General features: G+C 66.8%; 22 protein-coding genes. 8 read left to right on the top strand and 14 right to left on the bottom strand.

What is annotated here, in order from left to right; translation table 11 throughout:
• Positions 1 to 109 precede the first annotated feature (109 nt).
• Together ggt and GVN21_RS00335 are read left to right on the top strand one after the other, a co-directional pair.
• Positions 110 to 1,816 (top strand): gamma-glutamyltransferase, encoded by a 1,707-nt coding sequence (gene ggt, locus GVN21_RS00340; RefSeq protein WP_205689855.1) that lies wholly within the window; start codon positions 110 to 112, stop codon positions 1,814 to 1,816.
• A gap of 61 nt (positions 1,817 to 1,877) precedes the next feature.
• Positions 1,878 to 3,557, top strand: coding sequence for an alpha/beta hydrolase (locus tag GVN21_RS00335; RefSeq protein WP_166572708.1), 1,680 nt, complete (start codon positions 1,878 to 1,880; stop codon positions 3,555 to 3,557).
• Here the strand turns inward: GVN21_RS00335 and GVN21_RS00330 are convergent.
• The 10 genes from GVN21_RS00330 to GVN21_RS00285 form a co-directional block, all read right to left on the bottom strand.
• Entirely contained in the window at positions 3,554 to 4,876 is a 1,323-nt protein-coding gene (locus tag GVN21_RS00330; protein WP_166572707.1) for a hypothetical protein, read from the bottom strand. The two genes, GVN21_RS00335 and GVN21_RS00330, sit on opposite strands and share 4 nt — an antisense overlap.
• Before the next feature lie 16 nt (positions 4,877 to 4,892).
• On the bottom strand, positions 4,893 to 5,318 hold the full coding sequence (locus GVN21_RS00325; RefSeq protein WP_166572706.1) for a DUF2141 domain-containing protein: 426 nt from the start codon (positions 5,316 to 5,318) through the stop codon (positions 4,893 to 4,895).
• A 107-nt stretch (positions 5,319 to 5,425) separates the two neighbouring features.
• Complete coding sequence (locus tag GVN21_RS00320) at positions 5,426 to 6,358, bottom strand: alpha/beta hydrolase (RefSeq protein WP_166572705.1); 933 nt, start codon at positions 6,356 to 6,358, stop codon at positions 5,426 to 5,428.
• Between the two features lie 9 nt (positions 6,359 to 6,367).
• The gene (locus GVN21_RS00315; RefSeq protein ID WP_166572704.1) at positions 6,368 to 8,236 is read right to left on the bottom strand and encodes an AMP-binding protein; all 1,869 of its coding nucleotides are present in this window, start codon (positions 8,234 to 8,236) and stop codon (positions 6,368 to 6,370) included.
• Between the two features lie 79 nt (positions 8,237 to 8,315).
• On the bottom strand, positions 8,316 to 10,241 hold the full coding sequence (locus GVN21_RS00310; protein ID WP_166572703.1) for a beta-propeller domain-containing protein: 1,926 nt from the start codon (positions 10,239 to 10,241) through the stop codon (positions 8,316 to 8,318).
• A gap of 59 nt (positions 10,242 to 10,300) precedes the next feature.
• Positions 10,301 to 11,266 carry an alpha/beta hydrolase gene (locus GVN21_RS00305; protein WP_166572702.1) on the bottom strand — a complete coding sequence of 322 codons (966 nt, stop codon included), beginning with the start codon at positions 11,264 to 11,266 and terminating at the stop codon, positions 10,301 to 10,303.
• A 172-nt stretch (positions 11,267 to 11,438) separates the two neighbouring features.
• The gene (locus GVN21_RS00300; RefSeq protein WP_166572701.1) at positions 11,439 to 12,998 is read right to left on the bottom strand and encodes a long-chain-fatty-acid--CoA ligase; all 1,560 of its coding nucleotides are present in this window, start codon (positions 12,996 to 12,998) and stop codon (positions 11,439 to 11,441) included.
• A 161-nt stretch (positions 12,999 to 13,159) separates the two neighbouring features.
• A complete protein-coding gene (locus GVN21_RS00295) occupies positions 13,160 to 14,062 on the bottom strand; it encodes a hypothetical protein (RefSeq protein ID WP_166572700.1) in 903 nt (300 codons plus the stop codon).
• Between the two features lie 18 nt (positions 14,063 to 14,080).
• On the bottom strand, positions 14,081 to 14,518 hold the full coding sequence (locus GVN21_RS00290; protein WP_166572699.1) for a cupin domain-containing protein: 438 nt from the start codon (positions 14,516 to 14,518) through the stop codon (positions 14,081 to 14,083).
• A gap of 357 nt (positions 14,519 to 14,875) precedes the next feature.
• Positions 14,876 to 16,315, bottom strand: coding sequence for an aldehyde dehydrogenase family protein (locus tag GVN21_RS00285; RefSeq protein ID WP_166572698.1), 1,440 nt, complete (start codon positions 16,313 to 16,315; stop codon positions 14,876 to 14,878).
• A 195-nt stretch (positions 16,316 to 16,510) separates the two neighbouring features.
• Between GVN21_RS00285 and GVN21_RS00280 the strand changes: the two genes are divergently transcribed.
• Both GVN21_RS00280 and GVN21_RS00275 read left to right on the top strand, forming a co-directional pair.
• Complete coding sequence (locus GVN21_RS00280) at positions 16,511 to 17,452, top strand: ABC transporter ATP-binding protein (protein ID WP_166572697.1); 942 nt, start codon at positions 16,511 to 16,513, stop codon at positions 17,450 to 17,452.
• Positions 17,449 to 18,210: an ABC transporter permease gene (locus GVN21_RS00275; protein WP_166572696.1), complete on the top strand. Its 762-nt coding sequence runs from the start codon at positions 17,449 to 17,451 to the stop codon at positions 18,208 to 18,210. The genes GVN21_RS00280 and GVN21_RS00275 overlap by 4 nt, the downstream gene beginning before the upstream one ends.
• Here the strand turns inward: GVN21_RS00275 and GVN21_RS00270 are convergent, their stop codons facing one another.
• The gene (locus tag GVN21_RS00270) at positions 18,211 to 18,804 is read right to left on the bottom strand and encodes a malonic semialdehyde reductase (RefSeq protein ID WP_166572695.1); all 594 of its coding nucleotides are present in this window, start codon (positions 18,802 to 18,804) and stop codon (positions 18,211 to 18,213) included. It lies immediately after the preceding gene.
• A 90-nt stretch (positions 18,805 to 18,894) separates the two neighbouring features.
• Positions 18,895 to 19,461 carry a NifU family protein gene (locus GVN21_RS00265; protein WP_166572694.1) on the bottom strand — a complete coding sequence of 189 codons (567 nt, stop codon included), beginning with the start codon at positions 19,459 to 19,461 and terminating at the stop codon, positions 18,895 to 18,897.
• A gap of 148 nt (positions 19,462 to 19,609) precedes the next feature.
• Between GVN21_RS00265 and GVN21_RS00260 the strand changes: the two genes are divergently transcribed.
• The 4 genes from GVN21_RS00260 to GVN21_RS00245 all read left to right on the top strand — a co-directional run bounded on the left by GVN21_RS00260 (position 19,610) and on the right by GVN21_RS00245 (position 24,734).
• Positions 19,610 to 19,912 carry a hypothetical protein gene (locus GVN21_RS00260; protein ID WP_166572693.1) on the top strand — a complete coding sequence of 101 codons (303 nt, stop codon included), beginning with the start codon at positions 19,610 to 19,612 and terminating at the stop codon, positions 19,910 to 19,912.
• Between the two features lie 196 nt (positions 19,913 to 20,108).
• Positions 20,109 to 21,953 (top strand): methyl-accepting chemotaxis protein, encoded by a 1,845-nt coding sequence (locus GVN21_RS00255; protein WP_166572692.1) that lies wholly within the window; start codon positions 20,109 to 20,111, stop codon positions 21,951 to 21,953.
• 251 nt (positions 21,954 to 22,204) lie between these two features.
• The gene (locus tag GVN21_RS00250) at positions 22,205 to 23,467 is read left to right on the top strand and encodes a cytochrome P450 (RefSeq protein ID WP_166572691.1); all 1,263 of its coding nucleotides are present in this window, start codon (positions 22,205 to 22,207) and stop codon (positions 23,465 to 23,467) included.
• 4 nt (positions 23,468 to 23,471) lie between these two features.
• The gene (locus GVN21_RS00245; RefSeq protein WP_166572690.1) at positions 23,472 to 24,734 is read left to right on the top strand and encodes a cytochrome P450; all 1,263 of its coding nucleotides are present in this window, start codon (positions 23,472 to 23,474) and stop codon (positions 24,732 to 24,734) included.
• On the opposite strand, the gene GVN21_RS00240 is transcribed toward GVN21_RS00245, so the two are convergent.
• On the bottom strand, positions 24,731 to 25,627 hold the full coding sequence (locus GVN21_RS00240) for an NAD(P)/FAD-dependent oxidoreductase (protein WP_240902686.1): 897 nt from the start codon (positions 25,625 to 25,627) through the stop codon (positions 24,731 to 24,733). The two genes, GVN21_RS00245 and GVN21_RS00240, sit on opposite strands and share 4 nt — an antisense overlap.
• A 33-nt stretch (positions 25,628 to 25,660) precedes the next feature.
• Positions 25,661 to 26,692 (bottom strand): tryptophan--tRNA ligase, encoded by a 1,032-nt coding sequence (trpS, locus tag GVN21_RS00235; protein ID WP_166572689.1) that lies wholly within the window; start codon positions 26,690 to 26,692, stop codon positions 25,661 to 25,663.
• Positions 26,693 to 26,694: the final 2 nt, after the last annotated feature.

Genomic DNA, 26,694 nt, shown 5'->3' with positions numbered 1-26,694 from the left:
GCTGCGAAAGCCTTGGGGGCAGTGAGACCCTTGGGTGGTTATTCGCCCGCCGGGCCGTTGTTGTCCATCGCGGCGCCGCTATGGTGAAGCGCCCGCCGCCGGAGAGATCATGCGTCCGTTCATCGCCGCCCTGACGGCCTTCGCCTTCCTGCTCTCCAGCTGCGCGACGCCGATCTGGAACTCCGCACAAGAGGCGCCGAAGGGCCCGGCCATGGTCGCCGCCGCCAATCCCCTGGCGGTCGAGGCGGGGCTGGAGGTCCTGCGGCGGGGCGGCAGCGCGGTCGATGCGGCGGTGGCGGTGCAGGCGGTGCTGGGGCTGGTCGAACCGCAGTCCAGCGGCCTGGGTGGTGGCGCCTTCATGGTCCACTACGATGCGGAGACGAAGAAGGTCACGGTCTACGACGGGCGCGAGACGGCTCCGGCCGGGGCCGATGCGAAGATGTTCCTGGGCGAGGACGGCAAGCCGCTGGGCTTCGTCGACGCCATCCTCAGCGGGCGATCAACCGGCGCCCCCGGCGCGATCGCCATGCTGGCCATGGCTCAGCGGGAGCACGGGCGGTTGGAATGGTCGCAGCTGTTCGGGGCGGCCGAACGGCTGGCCGACGAGGGGTTCGTTGTCAGCCCGCGCCTGGCCGGGATGATCGCATCACCCTTCCCGCAGTCGAAGACGCCGGACGGGGCCCGCTATTTCACCAAGCCGGATGGGAAACGCTACGCCGCGGGCGACACCCTGAAAAACCCGGCCTACGCCCAGTCCATCCGGTTGATCGCCGCCAAGGGAGCCGATGGCCTGCTGAAGGGACCGACGGCCGAGGCCATTGTCGCCAAGACGGCGGAAGGCCCCCGGCCGGGGACCCTGACGATGAAGGACCTGGCCGGCTATCGGCCGCTGAAGAAGGACGCCCTCTGCGCGCCCTATCGGATCTATGTGGTCTGCACCGCCCCGCCGGCCTCCAGCGGCGTGTCGCTGCTGCAGGCCCTGAGGATGCTGGAGAAGACCGACATCGCCCAGCGCGGTCCGACCGACCCGGTGGCCTGGATCCAGATCGCCGAGGCCGAGCGGCTGATGTACGCCGACCGCGACCGCTATGTCGGTGATCCGGACTTCGTCGCCGTACCTGTCCAGGGGCTGTTGAACGACGGCTATGTGACCGAGCGCGCCAAGGGGATCGGGGAGCGGATGGCGACTGTGCCGCCCAAGGCCGGCCTGCCCCCCGGCGCGGCGCCCCGCGCCATCGACGCCACGAACGAGCCGGGCGGCACCAGCCACCTGGTGATCGTCGATGCCTGGGGCGACGTGGTCTCGATGACCACCACGGTGGAGAGCATCTTCGGCTCGGGCCGGATGGCCGGCGGCTTCTTCCTCAACAACCAGCTGACCGACTTCAACTTCAGCCCCACCGACCCGGACGGCGCCCCGGCCGCCAACGCCGCGGCGCCGGGCAAACGGCCGCGCTCATCGATGTCGCCGGTCATCGTGCTGGACCGCGATGGGCGGTTCGTCGCCGCCCTGGGCAGCCCGGGAGGGACGTCCATCCTGTCCTACAATCTCAAGACCCTGGTCGGGGTGCTGGACTGGAAGCTGTCGATGCAGGACGCCATCGCCCTGCCCAACCTCATCGCGCGAGGCTTCACCGTCACCGGCGAGGCCGACCGGTTCGCACCCGGCGTGGTCAACGCCCTGGCCGAGCGGGGGCTTGTGCTGAAGAGCTCCGGCGGAGAGAACAGTGGCCTGCATGGCATAATCGTCCGCGAGGGTGGAAAGCTGGAGGGTGGGGCAGATCCCCGGCGCGAGGGGATCGCCAAGAGCTGGTGAGACGGGTTGTCCCCTGCGGGCGGCCAGATGCTAGAGTGGCCGAAAATAACAACGGTCGCCCATGAGAGCCTTTGCCTGGATCGCCGCCACCCTGGTCCTGCTGTCGGGCGCGGCCGGCGCTGCCCCGCCGGAAGAGACAGCCTTCAAGGCGTTGCGGGCGGCCTATGCGGCCAAGGACGCTGCCGCAGCGGCGGCCGCCTATGCGCCGGACGCCGAGGTCATCTATCGCTATGCCGGAACGCCTGAGGATCGGCGGGCCGGGACCACCGCCATCGCGGCCTCGTTCCGCGAGCTGTTCGACCAGATTGATCCGGCAACGGCGATCGACCTGAATTTCCGGGTGGCGGAGACGGCCGGGGATCGGCGGGTCGGCTACTACCGGATGCGGATCGGCAAGGCGGCGAGCTATGGCCGTTTCGAGGTGCGGCTGGGCAAGGACGGCCGCTTCGTCCAGGACATCAGCAGCGACGGGACAGTCTCCGACTTCGAGAGCGTCGCCGGCCCTTTGATGTTCGCCAACGAGGACGAGGTGCTGGACCGCGATTTCCATGAGGCGCTGACCGGCCGCTATCGACTGCCGGACGGCTGTGTCCTGGTGGTGACCCGCTCCGTCGTGCGGCTGTTCGCCCGCAACAGCTGCGACAACAGCTTTCGGGGGCTGAACCGGGTATCGGGACTGGAGTGGACGGCGGGCGACCGGGTGCGGTCGGACAAGGCCGTGGCGACCTGGCGGTTCGCGCCGCCGACGGACGGGACCAGCGCCGCGGTGACGGTGGACGGGTTGATCGCCGTGCGCGCCGACGCCTATCGCCGCGAGCGGGTGGTGTTCCCGGCCAAGGATGGGGTCAAGCTGGCGGGACAGCTGTACCTGCCGTCCGGGCGGGCTGGGACGGCGCCGGCCGTGGTGCTTGTCCATGGGTCGGGGCCGCAGGATCGGGACGGCTATGCCTCGATCATCGCCGTGATGGCCGACGCCCTGGCCGCCTCGGGGCGGGTGGTGCTGACCTATGACAAGCGGGGGGTCGATGGGTCCGGCGGGGACTGGTCGCGGGCCGGGTTCGACAGTCTGGCCCAGGATGCCATGGCCGGCATGGCCTTCCTGGCCACGCGGCCGGAGGTGGATGCGAGCCGCATCGGCCTGGCGGGATCCAGCCAGGCGGGCTGGGTGGCGGCGGCGGTGCTGCGCCAGGGCGGGACGCCGGCGGACGTGTTCCTGCTGGGGGCGGCGGGCGCGGCGCTGACCGTGGCGGAGCAGAACCTCTACAACACGAAGGTGCGGATGGGTTGCGCCGGCATTGCCGGAGCGGATATCGACCTTGCCCTACGCCAGCAGTCGGCCTTCTTCGCCTTCCTGCGCGACGGCCGGGCGGCGCCGGAGCTGGACCGGCTGACCGCCGAGGGGCGGAAGCGGGCCGGACTGGGCGATTGGCTGTTCCCGGCCTCGGGCGAGGTGGACCGGTCCGCCGGCGACTGGTTCGTCACCCTGGATCCGGCCTTCGATCCCCTGCCGCTGTGGCGGGCCTATGGCGGCAAGGCGATGTTCGTCTTCGCTGAGCATGACGATTCCACACCCACCTCCGTGGCCACCGGCCGGCTGAAGGGGGTGCCGGTCCAGGTCCGCGTCCTGTCCGGCGCCCAGCATCTGGGCCTGCGGGCCGGCGAGGTCTGCCGCGCGGAGCTGACCGATACGACCGCCTTCAGTCCGGACCTGTTCCGGGCCCTGGAGGCGTTCGCGATCTAGTGGACGTGGCCCCCGCCGCCGGGGGCGCCAGGGATGACGCTGCCCTGGACGGGGACCAGGGTCAGGGGCGCCCCGTCCTTCCAGGCGGCCTTGATGGCCTTGGTGGCGGCGATGTCCTTGGTCGGATCGGCCGAGAGGGCCAGGAAGTCGGCTTCGCAGCCGCGATCGAGGCAGGAAACCTTGCGGTTCGGGAAGATCGAGACCTTGGGCGTCTCGACCCACAGCCGTAGCAGGGTGGCGTCGTCGAACACCTTCATGGCGGCGAGGTTCTCGATCTCGCTGCGTGAGGTCTGCATGTAGTTGTCCGAGCCGATGGCCAGCTTGACCCCGGCCGCCTGAAGCAGGCGCAGGTTGGCGGTCTGGACCGCCTTGATCTGCGCCTTGCGGGCGGGGGGCAGGTTGATGCCGTTGGTGACCACGGTGGTGGTGACCACCACCACCCCGGCGCGGGCGGCCGCATGGGCGTCAGCCGGGGTGATCGTATAGGTCTGCGCCGTGTCGCTGCTCGCCCACATGTAGCCGGGCAGGTGGTTGATCTCGTCGACCCCGCTGGCCACCGCCAGGCGGAAGTCCGCCGCCGTCTCGATATGGACGCTGACCTTCAGCCCCCGCCGGTGCGCCGCCTTGACGATGGCCGGGTAGAGCTTGGGGTCCAGGCCGCGCATGCCGTAGTGGGCCTTGTCGTCCTTGCGCGCGTCATACTGTTCGGAGTGGAGCAGGTAGGTCTTCACGAACTCCGCGCCCTGGGCCTGGAGCTTGCCGAGCGCCGGCTCGATGTCGGCGGCGGTGCGGATCACATGGAAGGCGTCGCCCTCGAAGGCCTCGCCGGGCTGTTCCTTGCCGCTGAACCGCGACAGGAAGCCGTAGAGGCGGATCGGGTGGCCGCCCTCCGCCGTCAGCCCGCCCATCGAGAATTTGGCGTCCACGGTGTCCGGCCTGTTGAGCAGGGCGCGGGCGGCGGGGGTGAAGGCGGCCCGGCTGTTGGGGTTCTTCACATAGAAGACGCCGTTGGCCAGGTACTGGTCGCTGACGGATTTGGCCAGCTCCGGCGTGTCGAGGTTGTGGTTGTGGGCCTCTCCGAAGGCCGGCACCACGAAGGCCCCCGCCAGGTCGACGACGCGGGCGCCCTTGGTCGGCGCCACGAAGACACCACCCCGCACATACCGGTCACCGCCGGCGAACCCTTGCGGGGTCCACCACTGGGCGCCGGTGAACCGGATCGTCTCCGGTCCCCCAGCTCGCGGGGTTTGGGCTCCCGCCGGACCCACCAGGGCCAGCCCCGCCGCAGCGGCCAAAGCCGCCCACATCGCCGTCTTCATGGCCCCGCGCTCCCGATTATTTCGGATAGACCAGGGGCAGGGTCACCTTGGCGCCCTGCTCGGTCACGGTGATCTTCATCTCGTCGAAGGTCTTGGCGCCGGTGGCCCCGGAATGCGCCAGCCCCTCGGCCGGCTTGCCGTCCTTGGTGGTCAGGCTCCAGCTCCCGTCGGCGTCGTGCATCACCATCAGGGCGTAGTCGCCGGGCGCGACATTTTCGATGGTCAGGGTCATGGTCCCGGCCTGGGCCTCGCCCATGGCGCCGGCGGCGCCCATCGGCTTCATGAACTGGTCGCGCGTCTGCAGCGACACCAGCATGGTTCCGCCCTGCGGCTGCACGCCGGTCAGGGTGACGGCCACGTCGGCGGCCCAAACAACACTGGGAATGGCAGGAACGGCAAGAGCGCTCACCGCCCCCGCCAGGATCAGAGATTTGAAGGTCATGTCGTCAGCTCCCCGGCGGGACCACCCCGCCTCATGCAATGTACTTTGCATTGCAGAGTACACTGCCGTCAAGCCCCGTTTTCGGGTCGAGCCGGTTTTTCAGAAAGTCAGGCCAGGGCGGCTTTCAGCTTCTCCGCCGTGTCCTCGATCGCCTGCACCACGGGTGGGCTGACGCTGGCCATGATGTAGAAGTCGTGGACGAAGGACGGATACTCGATGTGCTCGGCCTTCACCCTGGCGGCGGCCATGCGATGGGCATAGGCCTTTCCTTCGTCCTTCAGCGGGTCGAAGCCGGCGGTGACCACCAGGGCCGGCGGCAGGCCGGTCAGGTCGTCCACATGGGCCGGCTCGGCGCGACGGGCGTTCGCATGCCCCGCGGCGGCGAAATGCTGGCCGAACCAGGCCATCACCTCGGCGGTCAGCACATAGCCGGTGGCGAGATCCCGCCGGCTCTGGGTGTCCTGCTCCATGGCGGTGGCAGGGTAAAGCAGCAGCTGGAACGCCAGCTTGCGTTTGGGATCGTCGCGCAGTTCGAGGGCCATGCAGGCGGCCAGGTTGCCGCCGGCGCTGCAGCCGCCGACCGCGATGCGGGCCGGATCGAAGCCGATCTCGGCGGCGTGGTCGAAGGCCCATTTGGTGGCGGCCAGGGCGTCGTCATGAGCGGCCGGGAAGGGGTGCTCCGGCGCCAGCCGGTAGTCCACCGCCAGCACCCGGCAGCCGGAGGCCGCGCACAGGCGGCGCATGAAGTCGTCGTGGGTCTCCAGGTCGCCGATCACGAAGCCGCCGCCGTGGAAATAGACAAGCCCGCCGGTGGTGGCCGGGGCGTCCTTCGGCTCATACAGCCGCGCCTTCAGCGGGCCGGCGCCGCCATCGACCTGAAGGTCGCGCACGGCGAGGTCCTTGGGCGCGCCGGCGTCGAGACCGGCCCGCTGGGCGACGTAGCCCATGCGGATCATCTCCGGCGGCAGGGTGGCGAGGGGCGGCATCTCGATGGCGGCGGCGGCGTCGAGCATGGCGCGGAAGTGGGGATCGAGGCTCATGGGATGTTCCTAAAGGCTGATGACGCCCGGCGCGGAGCCGTCGCCATAGAGGGCATTCACCAGGTCGGCCCGGCGCTCCAACGTCGCGCGCTGGTTCACATAGCCCTTGTCGGTGATCTCGCCGGCGTCGATGGACGGGGGCTCGGTCATGATGATGAAGCGGCCCACCCGGCGTGACAGGCCGCCGGCGGTGGCGTTGAAGGCCGTCAGCTGCTCGGTCAGTCGGGCGGTCAGCTTCTCGATGGGCGTACCGGGCTCCTCGTCGGCGGCCAGCGCCTGCATCCCGGCCATCGACGGCCACACCAGGATGCCGATAAACGGCTTGTCCTGGCCGGCGACGACCGCATCCAGGATCCAGGGGGTGCAGGCGGCGACGAGCTCGGGCCGCAGGGTGCCGACCGACACCCATGTGCCGCTGTCGAGCTTGAAGTCCTCGGTCACCCGGCCATCGAAGACCAGCCCTTGCGCGGGGTCGTTTTCGTCGATGAACTTGGCGGCGTCGCCCAGCTTGTAGAAGCCTTCCTCGTCGAAGGCGGCGGCGGTCTTCTCAGGATCGCCCAGATAGCCGCTGGTCACCGTCGGCCCCTTGACCCGAACCTCCAGCTTGGAGCCGTTGGGGACCAGCTTCAGCGTGATCCCCGGCAGCGGCAGCCCAACCAGGCCGACGGTCTCGGTGGCCCAGTGGGTCACGGTGATGCCTTGCGTCTCGGTAGCGCCGTACATGGTGGTCAGCGGCATCCGCTTGCCGGTCTCGGCGATGGCCAGGGCCTGCAGCCGCTCATTGACGTCGTTACTGAGCGTCGCGCCGCCGTAGCCCATGTAGCGCATGTTCTTGAAGAACGACTTGCGCAGGACCGGGTCCTTTTCCATCGCCTCGGCCAACATGCCGAACGCGATCGGGGCCGAGCCGAACACCATCGGGGAGACCTCATAGAGGTTCTTGATGGTGGTCTCGAACATGCCGGGCAGCGGCTTGCCCTCGTCCAGATAGACCGTGCCGCCAGCCCACAGCACCCCGTTGAAGCCGATGTTGCCGGCGCTGATGTGGCTCCAGGGCATCCACTCAAGGCTCTCGGAGACCACGTCGGGATCGGGCTCTTCAGAGCGCAAACCGTCCTGGCCGGCGATCACCCCGGCCATCATCCCGAAGGTCTGGGGGGCAGCCTTGGGCATGCCGGTGGAGCCGGAGGTGAACAGGTATTTGGCCACCGTGTGATGGCCGAGCGTCTCGCGGGCGGCCTCCACCGCGGCGCCGGGGATCGTGTCAGTCAGCGTCGAGAGGGGGATGGCGTCCTCCCCGCTCCCATCGGCGGTGACGAACACCAGGTCGCGGCCCAGGCCCCGAAGGGTCTCAAACGCGCGAGCGTACATCTCGCCCGACTGGGCGAAGATCACCTTCGGATTCACCACCGAGACGCAGTGCTTGAGCTTGGCGTGGTCGGTGGAAATCAGGCTGTAAGCCGGGCTGATCGGCGAGACTGGAACGCCCGCCGTGTAGCAGCCGACCTTGATCAGGGCATGCTCCAGGCTGTTGGAGGACAGCACCATGACGCTGTCGTCGGCCGTCAGCCCCTGGTCCAGCAGCCACTGCGCGATGCCTTCGGCCTTCCGCAGCGCCTCGCCGTAGGTCAGCGTCCGCCAGGGCCCGTGGCCGGGCTCGCGCTGCTTCATCCAAGGCCGCTCGGGATGCTTCTCGGCCTTCTCCTTCAGGAGGTGGGCGATGGATCGGGGTCCCTGGCCGACGGGGTGGTTCGAGCGGATGAGGACCGAGCCGTCCGCCCGCCGCTCGACCGTCACGTCCGGCCCCTTCATCGGCAGGTCGGCGAAGGGTGTTTTCGACAGCGACGCAGGCGCCGCCGCGCCATCGGCGGGGGTCATGGGCGGTCTCCTCGGGGGTATCGTTATTGTTGTCCCGTTGAAGACTATGCTTGCCCCTAGGGGAGTCAAACCAGCCCTTCTAGGACCGGCTGGGCGCGGCCGGTGGCGCGAAGCTGACCCGGCCGACCTCTTGGATCACCCGCCCGCGCACCTGACCTTCGACCAGCTCATAGCCCAGCAGGGCGAACACCCGGCCACGCAAGAAGATCGGCCGGGCGTTGCCGTACCAGTCGACACAAGAGGCAATGCAGCCGTCATCGGCGATGCCCTCCTCGGCCGCGGCGAGCTGGCCCAGCGGCTGGAAGCGGTCTTGCGACCGGCGCAGGAAGACGACGGCGGCGGAGTTCTCGAACAGCTGGTGATAGGCCGGCCGCGCTGCGCGGGTGACGGGCAGGCCGAGCACCCCTTGCGTCCCGTCGGCGGAGTCTGGGCGGTAGAAGAAGCCGTGGCTGCGGCTCTCGGCCTCGGCCGCGTCGCCCAGCCGGTAGCGGTCGCCCGCCGTCGGCGCGCCTAGCAGGCGAATGGTGGAAAACCAGACGGCGCTGCCGCCGCTGCCGACCACGACCGCGTCCGGTCCCATGGCCTCGATCCGGTCGACCGGATGCGGCAGGTCGATGGAGGCGACCGGCCCACCATCGAGCGGGGCGGCCAGCAACAGGCCCTTTCCATCGTCGCGGTCGCCCCAGTCGGCGCCGAGGCCGTAGAGCAGGTGGTCACCGACGAAGCGGTCATGCAGCGCCCAGCCGGCGCCGGGGCTGGGCAGGCTGCGGTAGTGCTGGAAGCCGACGGCGGCGCTGCCGTCGTTGAGCAGGTCCAGCGGCAGGGTCAGCAGGGCCAGGCTGCGCGGCTTGGCCTGCTCGGCGCCCCACATGCCATCGCCTGCCCCGTCGCGGCCGACTAGCACATGCAGCCGCTCGCCATCGGCCGCCTCGCGGAACGAGAACTGGTCAATCGGCGCGCCGGTGACCTGGATAGCTTGGGGCGCGGCGCCGTCGAGGGGCAGCCGGTACAGCAGGGTCGGCCCAGGCTTGCCCCGCTCCCAGGGCTGGTTGGTGACCCACAGATAGACCGCAGCCCTGGAAACATAGAACGTGCGCGAGCCCGGCCCCAGCACGGCGGTGGCCTGGCAGTCGAAGGTCTGCGCGGCGAGGTCGCAGGTGGTCACGGTGTGAATCGAGGTGACGGCGGCCTGGTTGGCCCGAACCTGCGGCGGAGCAAAGATGCGGCGGGCGGCGGCGATCCGGCGGAACTCGGTCTTGGTCCCCGGCGTCCAGCGGCGCACGGCCGGCAGCGACTCCATGGGAACTTCGCCCCAGCCGAGCGGCAGTTCCGAATAGAAGATCATCCGATTGCCGATCAGCCGCGAGGCGTAGTTGCGGCTGGAATAGTAGTCGGCCGACCGCAGGGCATGGGAATCGAGGAAGCTGAGCCGGCCGTCGGGCGAGAGGCGGAAGCGGTTGATCTCGGTCCCGCCGCTTTCATAGCTGTAGCCGACCACCGCGATCAGGTCGCCGGCGACCAACATCTCGTCGTACCAAGCCTCGCCGCGCGTGCCTGGTGGGAAGGCGTCAATGCGGTCGACCGCGCGCAGGCCGCCGCCCACCGTCGAGACGGTGAACAGCCGGCCGCGCCGCAGGATGATCAGCAGATCGCCCCGCGCCTTGACGATGCCGCCCTCGTCGACCTCGGCTTCCTGGGTGTTGGTGATGCGGTCGCCTGGCGGACCGATCATGCCCAGCACTTGGCCCGGCTTAGCGACGCTGGCCGGCGCCTCCGCGGCAAGCATCGGAGCCGCGTCGAGCGTGGAGTCCTCGAACAGCCGCTCCCGCGCCTTCATCTGCCCGGCCAGGAAGTCGGACAGGCCCTTCTCCGAGGCAAAGGGCTCCATGGCGTCGGCGGCCCGCGCTTGGCGTGGCGAGGGCGCCAAGGAGAGCGCCGCAATGATGGCGAGGCTGGCCGCCAGGGTGAGCACGACCGCCAGGGTCCGCTTGCCGGCTTCGTTCATGGTTCCGCTCCCGTCGTTGGAGCCACTATGAACGTACAGTTGTAAAAATCAATCGGGGATCAGAGACCCTTCAGCCAGTCCAGCAGCAGCCGGTTGACCTCTTCGGGCCGTTCCTGCTGCGTCCAGTGCCCGCAGCCTTCGATCAGATGGGCGCCCTTCAGATTGGTCAGGTGCGGGGCCATCAGGTCGACCGGATTGACGCCGGGCAGCATCTTCAGCACCAGGTCTCGCGTGCCGCCGATGAACAGGGACGGCTGGTCGACGGTGCGGCCCTTGAACTGTTGTAGCCAGTCGAAGTCGCGGCCGTGATTGCGGTAGCGGCTCAGGGGGCCGAAGAAGCCGGACTGGGCGAATTCGGCGGCGTAGTAGGCGATGTCGGCCTCGGTCAGCCAGGCCGGGAAGGGCTTGGGGTCGGGAAGGCGGTCGAGCAGGGTCGCGCCATGCGGCTTGTCGTTCGGCCAAGTCCCGTCGGGCGCATCGCCGCTGATGGCATAGTAGAACTGGCGGATTGTGGCGGCCGGGTCGGCCTCCAGCTCGGCCTCGGGCGGCCCCACGTCCTGGAAATAGACCTGGTAGAAAAACTTCCCGTTGTCGGTGAACACCGCCTTCACCGCGTCCAGGAAGTTCATGGTCGGGATGCCGGTGTAGGGCACCGACAGTCCGGCCACGGCGCTGACCCGGTCCGGCCGGGTGAGCGCCGTGTTCCAGACGATGGGCGCGCCCCAGTCGTGGCCGATCAGCACCCCGGTGCCGTCCTCCGACAGGGCCTCGATCACCCCGGCGACGTCGGCGGTGATCTGTTCGAGGCCATAGTCGGCCACCTCGCCGGGCTTGTCCGAGCCGCCATAGCCGCGCACGTCGATGGCGCAGGCGGTGAAGCCGGCGTCGGCGATGGGGCCGATCTGATGGCGCCAGCTGTACCAGCTCTCCGGAAAGCCATGGACCATGACCACCAGCGGGCCGGAGCCCTGGATGGCGGCGCGGACCTTGATGCCGTTGGTCTCGATGATGCGGAAATCAGGCATGGGGGTTTCCTCGTTTTCCGCAGCCGATCACAACTGTCCCGGCGGAAGCAAACCTGAGATTGACCTTCGCCGGCGGGGGAAATTTCGGTGACAGTGCACTTATGGCGGAAACGGGCGGCGCGGCATTCCTGATCGCGGACGCAATAAGTGCCCTGTCACCGAAATTCGGCGCTTACCCCACCATCCGCTCTCGCCCTTCCCAGAACGGCGCGCGCAGTTCCCGGCGCAGGACCTTGCCAGACGGGTTGCGCGGCAGGGCGCCCATGAAGTCGATGGACTTGGGGCATTTGTAGCCGGCGATCTTTTCGCGGCAGTGGGCGATGATCTCGTCGGGGGTGGCCGTCGCGCCGGGCTTGAGCACCACCATGCCCTTGACCGCCTCGCCCCAGCGCTCGTCGGGCACCCCGATCACCGCCGCGTCGGCCACGGCCGGGTGGCTGAACAGGGCGTTCTCGACCTCGGCCGGATAGACGTTCTCACCGCCGGAGACGATCATGTCCTTCACCCGGTCGTAGATGTAGAGGTAGCCCTCGTCGTCGAAATAGCCGGCGTCGCCGGATCGGAACCATCCCTGCGGGCAGATGGCTTCCTTCGTCGCCTCGGCGCGGTTCCAGTAGCCCTTCATCACCCCCTTGGCGCGGATCTGCACCTCGCCGACCTCGCCGGTCGTACCTACCGAGCCGTCCGGCTTGACCACCCGGACCTCATAGCCCGGCCAGGGCTTGCCGCAGCTGCGGAGCTTGTCGCGGTGCTCGGCGTGGTCCTCCGGCGGCAGGTAGGTGGCGCCGCCGATGGTTTCGGTCAGGCCATAGAGCTGGGTGAAGTCGCAGCCGAACACATCTTGCGCCTTGCGCAGCACGGCTTCCGAGATCGGTGAGGCGCCGTAGAATATCCGCTCCAGGTGGGAGAAGTCGGCCTCGTCGATGCCCGGCGTCTGCAGCAGCATGTTGATGATGGTCGGGGCGAGGAAGGCGTAGGCGACCTTCTGCTCGGGCATGAGGCGGACGATCTCGGCCGGGTTGACCTCGCGGGTGATCACCTCGCGCACGCCCTGAAGCAGGCCCAGCAGGCCGCAGTTGGTGCCGGCCACGTGGAACAGCGGCATGACCACCAGGTTGGTCCTGCCCGCGTCATAGCGGGCCCAGCCGGCCTCCATGGCTAGGGCGAACAGGCTGAGGAAGTTGCCCTGTGTCAGCTGTACCCCCTTGGGCAGACCGGTGGTGCCGCTGGTGTAGAGCTGGACGATGTCGTCTTCATCCTGGGCGACGAGCCTGGGGTCATCCGGATAGTGGCTGCCGATCCAGTCGCGGAAGGCGGGCCAGCGCGGGTGGCCGGGTTCGAACTGGACCAGGCCTTTGAGGCCCGGCAGGTCGGAGGCGATCATGTCGACCACGCCGGCGAGTTCCTCCCCAACGACCAGCACCTTCGCCCCGGCGTCCTTGAGGATGAAGGCGATTTCCGGCGGGGCCAGCCGCCAGTTGACCGGCGCCAGGCAGACCCGCGCCTTCACGCAACCCAGCCACAGGGCGAAGAAGTCGTCGTTGTTCTTGGCCAGCACCCCCACCCGGTCGCCGGGCTTCAGCCCCATCGCCAGCAGCGCCTGGGCGCAGCGGTTGGACATCTCGTTCCACTGGGCGAAGGTCGTCTCACGGCCCTCGAACCACAGGGCGACCTCGTTCGGCCGTTCGGCGGCCTGGATGCGCGGGATGTCTGCGACGGATGTCAGCTGCATGGGCGGTTTTCCTCGGGTGTCGCCTCTGGCGGGCGTTGGAGGAAGTGGAGCAAAGGTGCCGGCGGCTGTCGAGTCGCGCCGTCAGGAGAACTAACCGGGAGCGTGGGGCCTAGTGAACTTCCAAGCTGACGACTGGGGGCTTCAGCTAGAGGGCGTACTTGTCAGGGCATCGCGATTGGACCGTTGGCCGAATGACTGGTACCTACGTGTACCCTTCCCCGCTCCCATCTCATCTCAAAATACTTCGCTAGAACTCCAGCCATGTTCTCGTCGCAGTCACAGCCACACCACTGCCACTGAATCCACGGCATATCGACCGCGGGCCTAAATGAATAGAACCCGGAATACACTGATACGATTGCTCTTAGACTATCCTTTACAATCACCAAAGGTATATCCACACTGCTCTCTGCAATACGAACCAGAAATTGGTCTTCCGGTTTGCTGTAAAATCGGATTCTCTTAGTTGTACTATCGAGAAAATTTCTTAGACCATCTATAGCTGATTCCCTCCATTCAGCGCCCCTTGGGTCCTGCAGGAGATCAAATTTAAATGCCAGACCTGGCGATTCGGGATCGGCAAGCAACAATCTCGCCGCCACGCCCCTCTTCAAGGCGCGCTCGTACATTCCCTCGCCACTAAGGTCCGGGTGGAAAGTAAAAAATATGCACACCTCTCCTCCATCAGGAGCGGTTCGAAACACCTGATCAAAATCCATCGCATCGACAATCTGAAATAGTTTATGTCGTTCGGACCCCGGCAGCAGCTCATTACGAATGGCTGAGAATTCTTTCTTTATCAAATCCTCGATTTCAGATTTTTCTTCGGCCTTCTCAAATAATGAATAGAACATCTGAACAATTATAGACACTGCAATAACAGCCAACGTCTTCTCTATAGTTAAAAATATTGCCGCCCACTCTTTGTACAGGTTAGTGGGTATGGCCATCTTAATTGCGGCCCAAATACCCGCAACCACAATCAAAAAAATAACAACCCACCAAAATCGGGGGGCCAGAAGAGCAGAAAGGAAGTTTCGCCTTAAGTTAGAAGTCCCACTCATAACCCCCCCCCACTTAGCCTATACTGCATCCAATAGACGTGATCCACTTATCGTGTCTGAGACCGTTCGATCGAGCATATTTTGAATTTGGTGCGTCGGGCCAATTGTTGAATCGGGATGGAACGCGACGAAGACTGCTCCGCTGTTTTCAGTATGAAAGCTATGGACGTCACCGGGATCCAGTATAAGTACGCTTCCCGGGCCAAACTCCACAAATTCGTCTCTAATTTTGAAGCGCCCATTGCCACTCAAAACCAAACCAAACCGCGCGGTAGGATGCCAATGCTCCAGCTGTTGCAGCCCCGCTGGCATGAACAGGGCATTTAGACTGGGCCAACCCAAGAGTTGCGGACCCCAGACGGCAGTGGTGGTGCAACCATTAATGTACCTTAGCGCGCCCGGCCCCCCGCCAACATCGGTCAGGCAAAATGCAAAGCGATGACCATCGATCTGCACGGCAATCCCCTCGCCGCCGCACACCTGATCCCCAGAGGACAGCACGGCTACCTGACCAGCGCATATTGGTAATCGCACCCCGCTTTCTCGATCGATGTGTCCGCTGGCACTGCAAAAGACAAAGCGGCTCCCGGAAACGGGAAGATCACCAACCCGAGACCAGGATGCACACGCTACCGAATACTCTCCATTAAAGATCTCTTGGTCAGAATCACTTTCAGGTATTTCATAGCTCCGCTCACCAAGGGACGTGACAACCGCCACACGCCTCCCGCGTTGTCTGACAACATGCAGAAACGACCCCGCAGTTGATGTCGCGATTGCCAATTCCCACCACCTTAGTCTGTTCGGGCTATTCTACTCTGCTGCAGCAGGCGAGGAATAGCCTAGGACCGCTTTGGTCTCCAGGAACTCGCCGAAGGCGTGGTCGCCCCATTCGCGGCCGTTGCCGCTCATCTTGTAGCCGCCGAAGGGGGCCATCATGTCCGGCGCGGCGCCGTTGATGTTGACCTGGCCGGCGCGCAGCTTGGAGGCCACGGCCTTGATCTTCTCCGGGTCGGTCCCGGAGACGTAGGCGGCCAGGCCGTATTCGGTGTCGTTGCCGACCTTCACCGCCTCGTCCACCGACTCGTAGCCGAGGATGGAGATGACCGGGCCGAAGATCTCTTCCTTGGCGATGGTCATGTCGCTGGTGACATTGGCGAACACGGTGGGCTTCACGTAGTAGCCCTTGTCTAGGCCTTCCGGACGGCCGACGCCGCCGCTGACCAGGGTGGCGCCCTCGTCGATGCCCTTCTGGATCAGGCCCTGGATCTTGTTCCACTGCACCTCGGAGACGACCGGGCCCATCTTGGAATTGCCGTTCGGGTCACCGACGGTGTGGGCTTCGGCGGTGGCGCGGGCGATAGCGATCACCTCGTCCATCTTCTTGGCCGGGACCAGCATGCGGGTCGGGGCATTGCAGCTCTGGCCCGAGTTCATCATCACCGAACCGACGCCGCCGGCCACCGCCTTGGCGAAGTCGGCGTCCTCCAGGATGATGTTCGGCGATTTGCCGCCCAGCTCCTGGTGCACACGCTTGACGGTCGGGGCGGCGTTCTTGGCCACCTCGATGCCGGCGCGGGTCGAGCCGGTGAAGGACACCATGTCGACGCCCGGATGGCTGGAGATGGCGGCGCCGACGGTGGGGCCGTCACCGTTGACCATGTTGAACACCCCGGCCGGGACGCCGGCGGCGTGCAGGATTTCGGTCCAGATGTAGCCGCTGAACGGGGCCACTTCGGAGGGCTTCAGCACCATGGTGCAGCCGGTGGCCAGGGCGGGCGCGACCTTGCAGGCGATCTGGTTGACCGGCCAGTTCCAGGGGGTGATGAAGCCGCAGACGCCGATCGGCTCTTTCACCAGGCGGGTGGTGCCGCGGTCTTCCTCGAACTTGTAGGTCTTCAGCACGGCGACGGCCGTCTGGACGTGGCCGATGCCCATGGCGGCCTGGGCGCGCTGAGCCAGCCACGACGGGGCGCCCATTTCCTCGGTGATGGCCTTGGCCATGTCCTCGTAGCGCTTCTGGTACTCGACGATGATCCGCTCGAGCAGCTCGATCCGCTCTTCGCGGGTGGTCTGGCTGTAGGTCTCGAAGGCCTTCTGGGCGGCCTTCACGGCGGCGTCCACGTCGGCCTCGGAGCCCATCGAGATCTTGCCGGCGACCTCTTCGTTGGCCGGGTTGATGACATCGAGGGTCTTGGGGGTGATCGGGTCCACCCATTTGCCGTCGATGTAGAATTTCAGATAGTCGCGCATGGCTCGCTCCCTGGGCCGAGGTCGGGACCGCTGACGGGCCCGTTCAAACATCAGTTTAGTTATCGCGGTTCACGTGGGGAAGGCCCCATGGCGAGATAGGCCGCTCACAGGAGGTTGTTTGCGGACCAGCCGCCGCGACCGCTAGGCAAACCCGCCCGGCCATCCTACCTGACAGGCTCATCGCTGGGGACGCGCGTGCAACCGATCATTTCCATCAAGGGGCTGGCCAAGCGCTATGCCACCGGACACGCCGCGCTGAGCGACGTGAACCTCGATATCCGCCAGGGCGAGATTTTCGCCCTGCTCGGCCCCAACGGGGCGGGCAAGACCACCCTGATCAGCATCATCTGTGGCATCGTCAGACAGACCGAAGGCACGGTGATTGCCGACGGACACGACATCGCCCGCGACTATCGCGCCGCCCGCACCAAGATCGGGCTGGTGCCGCAGGAGCTGACCACCGACGCCTTCGAGACGGTGTGGGACACGGTGAAGTTCAGCCGCGGCCTGTTCGGCAAGGGACGCAACGACGCCTATCTCGAGAAGATTCTTCGCGACCTCAGCCTCTGGGAAAAGAAGGGCGAGAAGATCATGACCCTGTCGGGGGGCATGAAGCGGCGGGTGATGATCGCGAAAGCCTTGAGCCACGAGCCGCGCATCCTGTTCCTCGATGAGCCGACCGCCGGGGTCGATGTCGAGCTGCGCCGCGACATGTGGGAGATGGTCCGCAAGCTGCGCGAGACCGGCGTGACCATCATCCTGACCACCCACTACATCGAGGAGGCCGAGGAGATGGCCGACCGGATCGGGGTGATCAACAAGGGGCAGATCGTCCTGGTCGAGGACAAGGACGTGCTGATGCGCAAGCTGGGCAAGAAGCAGCTGACCTTGCACCTGCAGACGCCGCTGGAGGCGCTGCCTCCGGAACTGGCGGGCGAGCCGCTGGAGCTGGCGGCGGGCGGCCAGGACCTGATCTACACCTTCGACGCCCAGGCCGACGAGACCGGCATCGCCGCCCTGATCCGGCGGCTGAACGGGCTGAACATCGACTTCAAGGACCTGCGCACCCACCAGTCGAGCCTGGAGGAAATCTTCGTCTCGCTGGTTCACAACGACAAGGTCCGGAGCGGACAATGAACCTTCACGCCATCCGCGCCATCTACATGTTCGAGATGCACCGGACGTTCCGGACGCTGATGCAGTCGATCGCCTCACCGGTGCTGTCGACCAGCCTCTATTTCGTGGTCTTCGGCTCGGCGATCGGCGGGCGGATGGGCGACATCGACGGGGTGTCCTACGGCGCCTTCATCATCCCCGGCCTGTTGATGCTCAGCCTGCTCACCGAGAGCATCTCCAACGCCAGCTTCGGCATCTACATGCCCAAGTGGAGCGGGACCATCTATGAGGTGCTGTCGGCGCCGATCAGCTGGATCGAGGTGGTCTGCGGCTATGTCGGGGCCGCCGCCAGCAAATCGATCGTCCTTGGGATCATCATCCTGATCACCGCCCGGATTTTCGTGCCCTACGAGATCGAGCACCCCTTCCTGATGGCCGGCTTCCTGGTGCTGACGGCGGTGACCTTCAGCCTGTTCGGCTTCGTCATCGGCATCTGGGCCGACGGCTTCGAGAAGTTGCAGATCGTGCCGATGCTGATCGTCACCCCGCTGACCTTCCTGGGCGGCAGCTTCTACTCGATCAGCATGCTGCCGGAGGTCTGGCAGAAGATCACCCTGTTCAACCCGGTGGTCTATCTTGTCAGCGGCTTCCGCTGGAGCTTCTACGGGGTGTCGGACGTGGCCATCGGCATCAGCATCGCCGCGACGTTCGGGTTCATGGCCCTGTGCCTGACGGCGATCTGGTGGATCTTCAAGACGGGGTACCGGCTGCGGGCCTGATCACGCGATCCGGCAAGCGTCCTCGAACGTCAGGCGCGGACTGCGGGGGAAGAGGTTTTCGTCCGTGCCGTGGCCGAGGCTGCAGATGAAGTTCGACTTCACGGTCGTGCCGGCGAAGAAGGCCTCGTCGACCTTGTCGTTGGCGAAGCCGCTCATCGGGCCGCAGTCGAGACCGAGCGACCTTGCGGCCAGGATGAGGTAGGCGCCCTGCAATGTCCCGTTCCGGAAGGCGGTGCGTTCGGCGAGGTCCGAGCCCTTGGGAAACCAGTCCTTGGCGCCCGGGTTGTGGGGGAAGAGCTCGGGGATGCGGTCCATGAATTCCAGGTCGTGGCCGATGATCACCGTACAGGGAGCCTGGCGGATTTTGGCGCCGTTGGTCGCCGAGGCGAGGGAGGCCAGCTTCTCGCGGGACTCGGCGCTGGTGCAGAAGACGAAGCGTGCCGGGCTGCAGTTGGCGCTGGTCGGGCCCATGCGTGCCAGGTCGTAGACGGCGCGGAGCAGGGTCTCCGGCAGGGGTTCGGTCTTCCAGGCGTTGTAGCTGCGCGCCTCGCGGAACAGTTGGTCGAGGGAAGCGTCGGGCAGGGGCGCGGACATAGAGACTCCATCAGTAACGGACTGGGTTGCATATAGCGTCGGAGACCCGACGGACCAGTCTCTAACGTTCGCCGATGGAAATGGCGCCCTTCAGAGCGTCTGCTCGACCCGCGTCACCTCGGGCACGTAGTGGCGCAGCATGTTCTCGACGCCGCTCTTCAGCGTGGCGGTCGAGGAGGGGCAGCCCGAGCAGGCGCCGCGCATGTGCAGGTAGACCACGCCGGTGTCCGCCTCATAGCGGGCGAAGACGATGTCGCCGCCGTCCTGGGCCACCGCCGGGCGTACCCGGCTGTCCAGCAGGTCCTTGATCTCGGCGACGATCTGGGCGGTCTCGCCCTCATAGACGATCTCGTCGGCGGGGGCGGCCTCATCGCCGGTCAGCACCGGCTGGCCGGAGGTGTAGTGGTCCATGATAGCGGCCAGGATCGGCGCCTTCAGGTGCGACCAGTCGACACCCTCCGCCCGGGTCACGGTCAGGAAGTCCGGACCCAGGAATACTCGCGTCACGTCCCCCAGGTCGAACAGCGCCCTCCCGAGCGGGGAGATGACCGCCTCTTCCGGCGAGGCCAGCTCGCGGCTGCCTTCGCCAAGCACTTCGCGGCCGGGCAGGAACTTCATCACCTCGGGATTCGGGGTGGCTTCGGTCTGGATAAACATGAGCCGAACATGGGACCCGCGCGGCCTTGCGGCAAGGGCCAGGCCGGCGCGGCCGGTCAAGTTGCAATGCGGCGTAAGCCACCTTTAAGGACTCTTCGATTAGCTACCCCCGTCATTCGACCCACAAGCTCAGAAGGGGCTCTAGCTTATGAAAAAGATCATTGCCGCGGTCGCGGCTCTCGGAATGCTGTCCGTGGCCAGCGCGGGCTCGGCCGGCGACCTGCAGTCGGAAATGACCCGCTGCCTGACCAAACACGCCAACACCCGCCAGGCGGCCAAGGTCACCCTGGAATGCACCGCCGCGGCCGGCAAGCTGTCCGCCTGCAAGGTGGTCGAGAGCGAAGCCCCGTCGAAGGGCTTCGAAGCCGCCGCCATCTGCGTGGCCGGCGCCCTGCCGATGGGCGGCAAGTCCGGTGTGATCCGGGTGCCGCTGCGCTTCACCGGCGCCTGACAGGCCTGAAGCCTCCGCCCTTTCCCAAGGGCATCGGAACGCGCGGTGGTCCTGCGACCGCCGCGCGTTTTCGCGTTTCTGGAACCCGCAGCGGGAAATAATCGTCTCGGGGACCGGTATCCTTAACCTGAGGATTACCCTCTTGCCCGACTTTGCACCTTAGGGTTCGGGACCAAGGGGACTACCAGACATGCGCATGCCTCGGCTTGCAGACGCTCCGCTCGCCATCAAGGTCGGGCTCGCGCCGATGTTGGCCATCGTGGCCCTGGCCCTGGTGGCCGGCGGCTCCTGGTGGATGAACGTCAACCAGCGCGCGGTGCTGACACAGGTCGTCCAGACCGACACCCCGGCCATGCTGGAGCTGGCGACCATCTCCAAGCGGATCCGCTCGGCCCATGGCGAACTCTATTTGCTGCTGACCCGCCAGTCGGCCGGCATCGAGCAGGGCACGATTTCGGGCCGGGCCGAGGCCCTGACCACCGAGGTGGCCCAGATCAAGAAGGCCGTCGACCAGGCGCACGACAAATGGCCGGCCGGCTCCAAGGAGCGCGCCGACCTGGCCGGGCTGAAGAAGGACCTCAAGGACTATGAGGACGCGGTGGGCGTCGTCATGTCGATGCTGGAGGTCGATACCGCCACGGCGGCCCAGTTCACCGTGCCGTTCGAGGAAGCCTATGTGAAGATGACCGCCACCCTGGACAAGGCGGCGGCCAACATCAGCGCCGGATCCATCGCCCGGGCGGAGGCCTCGGTATCCCAGGCCAAGCTGATCGGCTCGGCCGCCATCGGCTTGGTGCTGCTGGCTCTGGTCGGGGTGGCGGGGATCGCCTTCCTGCTGGTCATGGTGATCCGCAAGGACGTGATGGGCATCGCCCGCGCGACCGAGACTCTGGCAGGCGGAGACAACAGCGTCGATCTGGACCGGATGAAGCGCGGCGACGAGCTGGGCGCCCTGGTGCGTTCGCTGGTGGTGTTCCGCGACAACCAGCTGCGTCTGGCCGAACTGGCCGCCCAGCAGGACGCGGCCAGCGCCCAGCAGGACCAGGCCCGCGCCGGGGAGGAGGCCCGCCGGGCCGCCGCCAGCCGCGAGCAGGCCCAAGTCGTCGAAGGCCTGGCCGAGGGTCTGAGCCGCCTGTCGCAGGGCGACCTGACCTTCCAGCTGACCACCCCGTTCGCCGACGCCTACGAAGGCCTGCGCAACGACTTCAACAACACGGTCATCGAGCTGGCCGGGGTCATTCGCACCATCAGCGAGCGTGCGGTGACCATCGAGTCGGTGTCCGGTGAGACCAGCAGCGCCGCCGACGACCTTTCGCGCCGCACCGAGGCCCAAGCCGCCAGCCTGCAACAGACAGCCTCGGCCCTGGAGCAGATCACCGCCGCCGCCGCCCGCGCCGCCGAAGGGGCCGGCAAGGCCGACCAGGTGGTGACCGAGACCGGCGCCGATGCGCGTGGCTCGGGCGAGGTGGTCCGCCGGGCGGTCACCGCCATGGCCGACATCGAGGAAAGCTCGCGCCATGTCACCCAGATCATCGGCGTGATCGACGAAATCGCCTTCCAGACCAACCTCCTGGCCCTGAACGCCGGGGTCGAGGCGGCCCGTGCCGGAGAGTCGGGCCGGGGCTTCGCCGTGGTCGCCCAGGAAGTCCGCGCCCTGGCCCAGCGCTCGGCCGAGGCGGCCAAGGAAATCAAGAGCCTGATCGCCGCCTCAAGCCAGCAAATCAGTTCCGGCGTCGACCTAGTCGGCCAGGCCGGCGCGGCCCTGGACCGGATCGTCGAGCGGGTCGGCGACGTGACCGCCCTGATGACCGAGATCACCGGCTCGGTGCGCGAACAGTCGATCGGCCTGCGCGAAGTCACCCTGACCGCCAACCGAATGGACCAGATGACCCAGCAGAACGCCGCCATGGTCGAGGAAAGCACCGCCGCCTCGCACATGATGCGTCAGGAGGCCGAGCAACTCGGCGCCCTGATCCGCCGGTTCAAGGTCAGCGCGGCGGGCGCGACCGCGTCGCGACCGGCTTACGCTCGGGCTGGTTAGCTCCCTTTCCAATCCGTTCGGCCGATCTTTCAAACCCCTCTCCCTGAGGGAGAGGGAGGGACCCGCCGCGAAGCGGTGGGAGGGAGAGGGTTTACGAACGCCAACCTTCGGACACCTTAAACCCTCCCCCTACCCCCTCCCTTAGGGAGGGGGCGCCAAGAGCGCTGGTCGTCTTTGATCCCTCCCCGCTTCACAAAACCACGGTTCCGTGGCCCAATGTGAACAATGACAAGATAAGGGAGGATGGGACCATGGCCGATGGATCCTTCGACAAGCAGGCGGCGGCGCGCGCCGAGGCCTGGTCGACGCCCCTGGAGCGGCTGAACCCCGGCGATCCGGCCCGCTTCCGTGACGATACCTTCTGGCCGGTGTTCGAGCGGCTGCGCCAGGAAGACCCCGTCCACTTCACGCCCGACAGCGAATGGGGCGCCTACTGGTCGATCACCCGGTTCGACGACATCGTCGCGGTGGACACCAACCATGCGGCCTTCAGCAGCGACGCCTTCCGGGGCGGGATCACCATCCGGGATCCCAAGCCCGACTTCGTGCTGCCGATGTTCATCGCCATGGACCCGCCCAAGCACGACGTGCAGCGCAAGACCGTCCAGCCGATGGTCAGCCCGGCCAGCCTGATGCTGCTGGAGCCACTGATCCGCGAGCGGGCCGGCAAGCTGCTCGACGACCTGCCGATCGGCGAGGAATTCAACTGGGTCGACAGGATCAGCATCGAGCTGACCACCCAGATGCTGGCCACCCTGTTCGATTTCCCCTGGGAGGACCGGCGCAAGCTGACCCGCTGGTCCGACGTGGCCACCGCCATTCCCGGCAACGGCATCGTCCAGAGCGAGGAGCAGCGCCGGCTCGAACTGAAAGAGTGCCTCGACTACTTCACCCGGCTCTGGAACGAGCGGATCAACGCCGAGCCGCACAATGACCTGATCTCGATGCTGGCCCATGGCGAGCACACCAAAAACATGGACCCCATGGAGTACCTGGGGAATATCATCCTGCTGATCGTCGGGGGCAACGACACCACGCGAAACTCGATCACCGGGGGTCTGCTAGCGCTGAACCAGAACCCGGCGGAGTACGACAAGCTGCGGGCCGATCCCTCGCTGATCCCCAGCATGGTCTCGGAGATCATCCGCTGGCAGACGCCGCTGGCCCATATGCGGCGGACCTGCGTGGCCGACACGGTGGTCGGCGGCAAGACCATCAAGGCCGGCGACAAGGTGGTCATGTGGTACGTTTCGGGCAATCGCGACGAGACGGTGATCGAAAACCCGAACGCCTTCATCATCGACCGCGAGCGACCCCGGCATCACCTGTCGTTCGGCTTCGGCATCCATAGGTGCGTGGGCAACCGACTAGCCGAGATGCAGCTGCGCATCGTCTGGGAGGAGGTGCTGAAACGCTTCCCCCGCATCGACGTGGTCGGCGAGCCGACCCGCGTCTACTCCAGCTTCGTGAAGGGCTACGACACCCTTCCCGTCATCATCCCCGCGAAGGTCTGATCCCATGGCCGATGGCAATTTCGACAAGCGCGCCGCCGATAGAGCGGCGGCCTACGCCACCCCACTGGACCAGCTGAACCCCGGCCTGCCCGACCGGTTCGCCGACGACAGCTTCTGGCCGGTGTTCGAGCGACTGCGGCAGGAGGATCCCGTTCACTTTACGCCGGAAAGCGAGTGGGGACCCTACTGGTCGGTGACGAAGTTCGAGGACATCGTGGCGGTGGACACCAACCACCAGGCGTTCAGCAGCGACGCCTATCTCGGCGGCATCACCCTGGCTGACTTCAATCCTGAGTTCATGCTGCCGATGTTCATCGCCATGGACCCGCCCAAGCACGACGTGCAGCGCAAGACGGTCAGCCCCTCGGTGGGGCCGCAGCGGCTGATGGAGCTGGAGCCGGTCATCCGCGCGCGGGCGGCGGCGCTGCTGGACAGCCTGCCGATCGGCGAGGAATTCGACTGGGTCGACAAGATCAGCATCGAACTGACCACCCAGATGCTGGCCACCCTGTTCGACTTTCCCTGGGAGGACCGCCGCAAGCTGACCCGCTGGTCGGACGTGGCCACCGCCATTCCGGGCCAGGGCATCGTCGAGACCGAGGAAGAGGGTCAGGCCGAACTCCTGGGCTGCCTGGAGTATTTTACGAGGCTGTGGAACGAGCGGATCAACGCCCCGCCGGCGCCGGACCTGATCTCCATGCTTGCCCACGGCGAGAGCACCAGAGACATGACGCCGATGGAGTACCTCGGCAACATCGTCCTGCTGATCGTCGGCGGCAATGACACGACGCGGAACTCGATCACCGGCGGCCTGCTGGCCCTGAACCAGAACCCCGATCAGTACAACAAGCTGCGGGCCGACCCCTCGCTGATCCCCGGGATGGTGTCGGAGATCATCCGCTGGCAGACGCCGCTGGCCCACATGCGCCGCACCTGCGTGGCCGACACGGTGGTGGGCGGCAAGCTGATCAAGAAGGGCGACAAGGTGGTCATGTGGTATGTCTCGGGCAACCGCGACGAGACGGCGATCGACAACCCGAACGCCTTCATCATCGACCGCGAGCGGCCCCGGCATCACATGTCCTTCGGGTTCGGCATCCACCGTTGCGTCGGCAACCGGCTGGCCGAGATGCAGCTGCGGATCGTCTGGGAAGAGGTGCTCAAGCGCTTCCCCCGCATCGACGTGGTGGGCGAGCCGAAGCGAGTCTTCTCCAGCTTCGTGAAGGGCTATGAACGGCTGCCGGTGGTCATTCCGGCGCGGGCCTAAGGCAGCACCCCTCGCAACCGATTATGGATCGCGGTCGCCGCAATCGAGGCCTCGCCCTCCGCCGTGGTGATCTGGTTGAGGCCACGCACCAGGTCGCCGGCGGCGAACAGGCCGGGGATGCTGGTCTGCTGGTGGTCGTCGACGAACAGCCGGCCGGCGTCGTCCAGCCGGGCGCCGGCCTGGATGGCCAGGTCGGAGCGCGCCGTGCAGCCGAGCGCCGCATAGAGGGCGTCGAAGCGCAGGGTGTGGTCAGGGCCGAAGCAGAGGGCGGTCAGGGTGTCGTTCTCGAGTACGACGCTTTCGCAGGCGGTCTCGATCAGGGTGATGTTCGCCTTCGTGAGCTTGTCGCGGTCTTCGGCCGAGAGCGCGTCCGGCGGTCCGACGTGGACCAGGGTGATGTCGTCGGTCCAGGTCTGGATGAACAGGGCCTCGCGCACCCCCAGCGGGCCGTCACCCAGCACCCCGACGGCCTGGCCGCTGACCTCATAGCCGTCGCAGATCGGGCAGATGCGGATCAGCGCCTTGCGGATGGCGTCCTCGACGCCGGGCAGGGGCGGGTCGTTGTCCTTGACCCCGCAGGCCAGCAGGACGTTGGCGGCGGTCACCGTGCGGCCATCGATGGTGACCTCGAAGCCGCCGTCGATGGGCTTGATCGCCTCGACCATGCCTTCGCGGATGTCGGGGCCATAGATCTCCGCCTGCTGGCGGATGCGGGCCAGGAGGTCCGTGCCCTTGATGCCGTCCGGCCAGCCTGGATGGTTGTGGGTGATGGGAATCCAGGCGGCGCGGCTGTCGCCTGCGTCGATCACCGCGAAGCGGCGCTTGTAGCGGCCAAGATAGATGGCGGCGGTCAGGCCCGCGGGCCCGCCGCCGACGATGAGAGCGTCCAGCATGTCGGTCATCCGCCCGCAACGCATGGGCGGCCCTTAGGTCCCCCAGAAACCGACCAGCTTCTTGGCCTCGGCCACCGTGGGGGCGGCGGCCTCGCGGGCCTTGGCGGCGCCGGCGGCCAGGATGCGGTCGATCTCGGCCGGATCGGCCAGGTAACGGCGCATGGCGTCGCTGACCGGGGCCAGGCTGGCGACGGCCAGATCGGCCAGCTCCGGCTTGAAGGCGCCGAAGCCCTGACCGGCGAATTTGGCCAGCACCGCCTCGCTGGTTTCCCCGGCCAGGGCGGCGTAGATGCCCACGAGGTTGCGGGCCTCGGCGCGGCCCTCCAGCCCCTCCATCGTCTCGGGCAGCACGTCGGCGTCGGAGCGGGCCTTGCGGATTTTGCTGGCGATCGTGTCCGCGTCGTCGGTCAGGTTGATGCGCGACAGGTCGGACGGGTCTGACTTGCTCATCTTCGCAGAGCCGTCGCGCAGGCTCATGATCCGCGCGCCCGGCCCCTGGATCAGCGGTTCGGGCAGGGGGAAGCAGCCGGGCGCGGCGAAGTCGTGGTTGAACTTCTGGGCGATGTTGCGGGCCAGTTCCAGGTGCTGTTTCTGGTCCTCGCCGACTGGCACGGCGGTGGCCTTGTAGACCAGGATGTCGGCGGCCTGGAGCACCGGGTAGGTGTAGAGGCCGACCGAGGAGCGTTCCTTGTGCTTGCCGCTCTTCTCCTTGAACTGGGTCATCTTGTCGAGCCAGCCGAGCCGGGCGACGCAGTTGAAGATCCAGGCCAGTTCGGCGTGCTCGGGCACGGCCGATTGCGGGAAGATGGTGGCCTTGGCCGGGTCGAGGCCGGCGGCCAGGTAGGCGGCGGCGATCTCCCTCGTCTGGGCGGCCAGCTGGGCCGGCTCCTGCCACACGGTGATGGCGTGCATGTCGGCGACGAAGATGAAAGTGTCGATCTCGTGCTGCAGCCTGGCGAACTTCACCAGGGCGCCGAGATAGTTGCCCAGGTGCAGGGCGCCGGAGGGCTGGACACCGGACAGCACGCGTTGCGGGCCGGCGTATTGGATGTCGGTGTCGGTCATGG

The organism is Caulobacter sp. SLTY (genome assembly GCF_009905535.1).
Taxonomy (GTDB): domain Bacteria; phylum Pseudomonadota; class Alphaproteobacteria; order Caulobacterales; family Caulobacteraceae; genus Caulobacter.
This window is presented reverse-complemented; position numbering and strand designations above follow the sequence as displayed.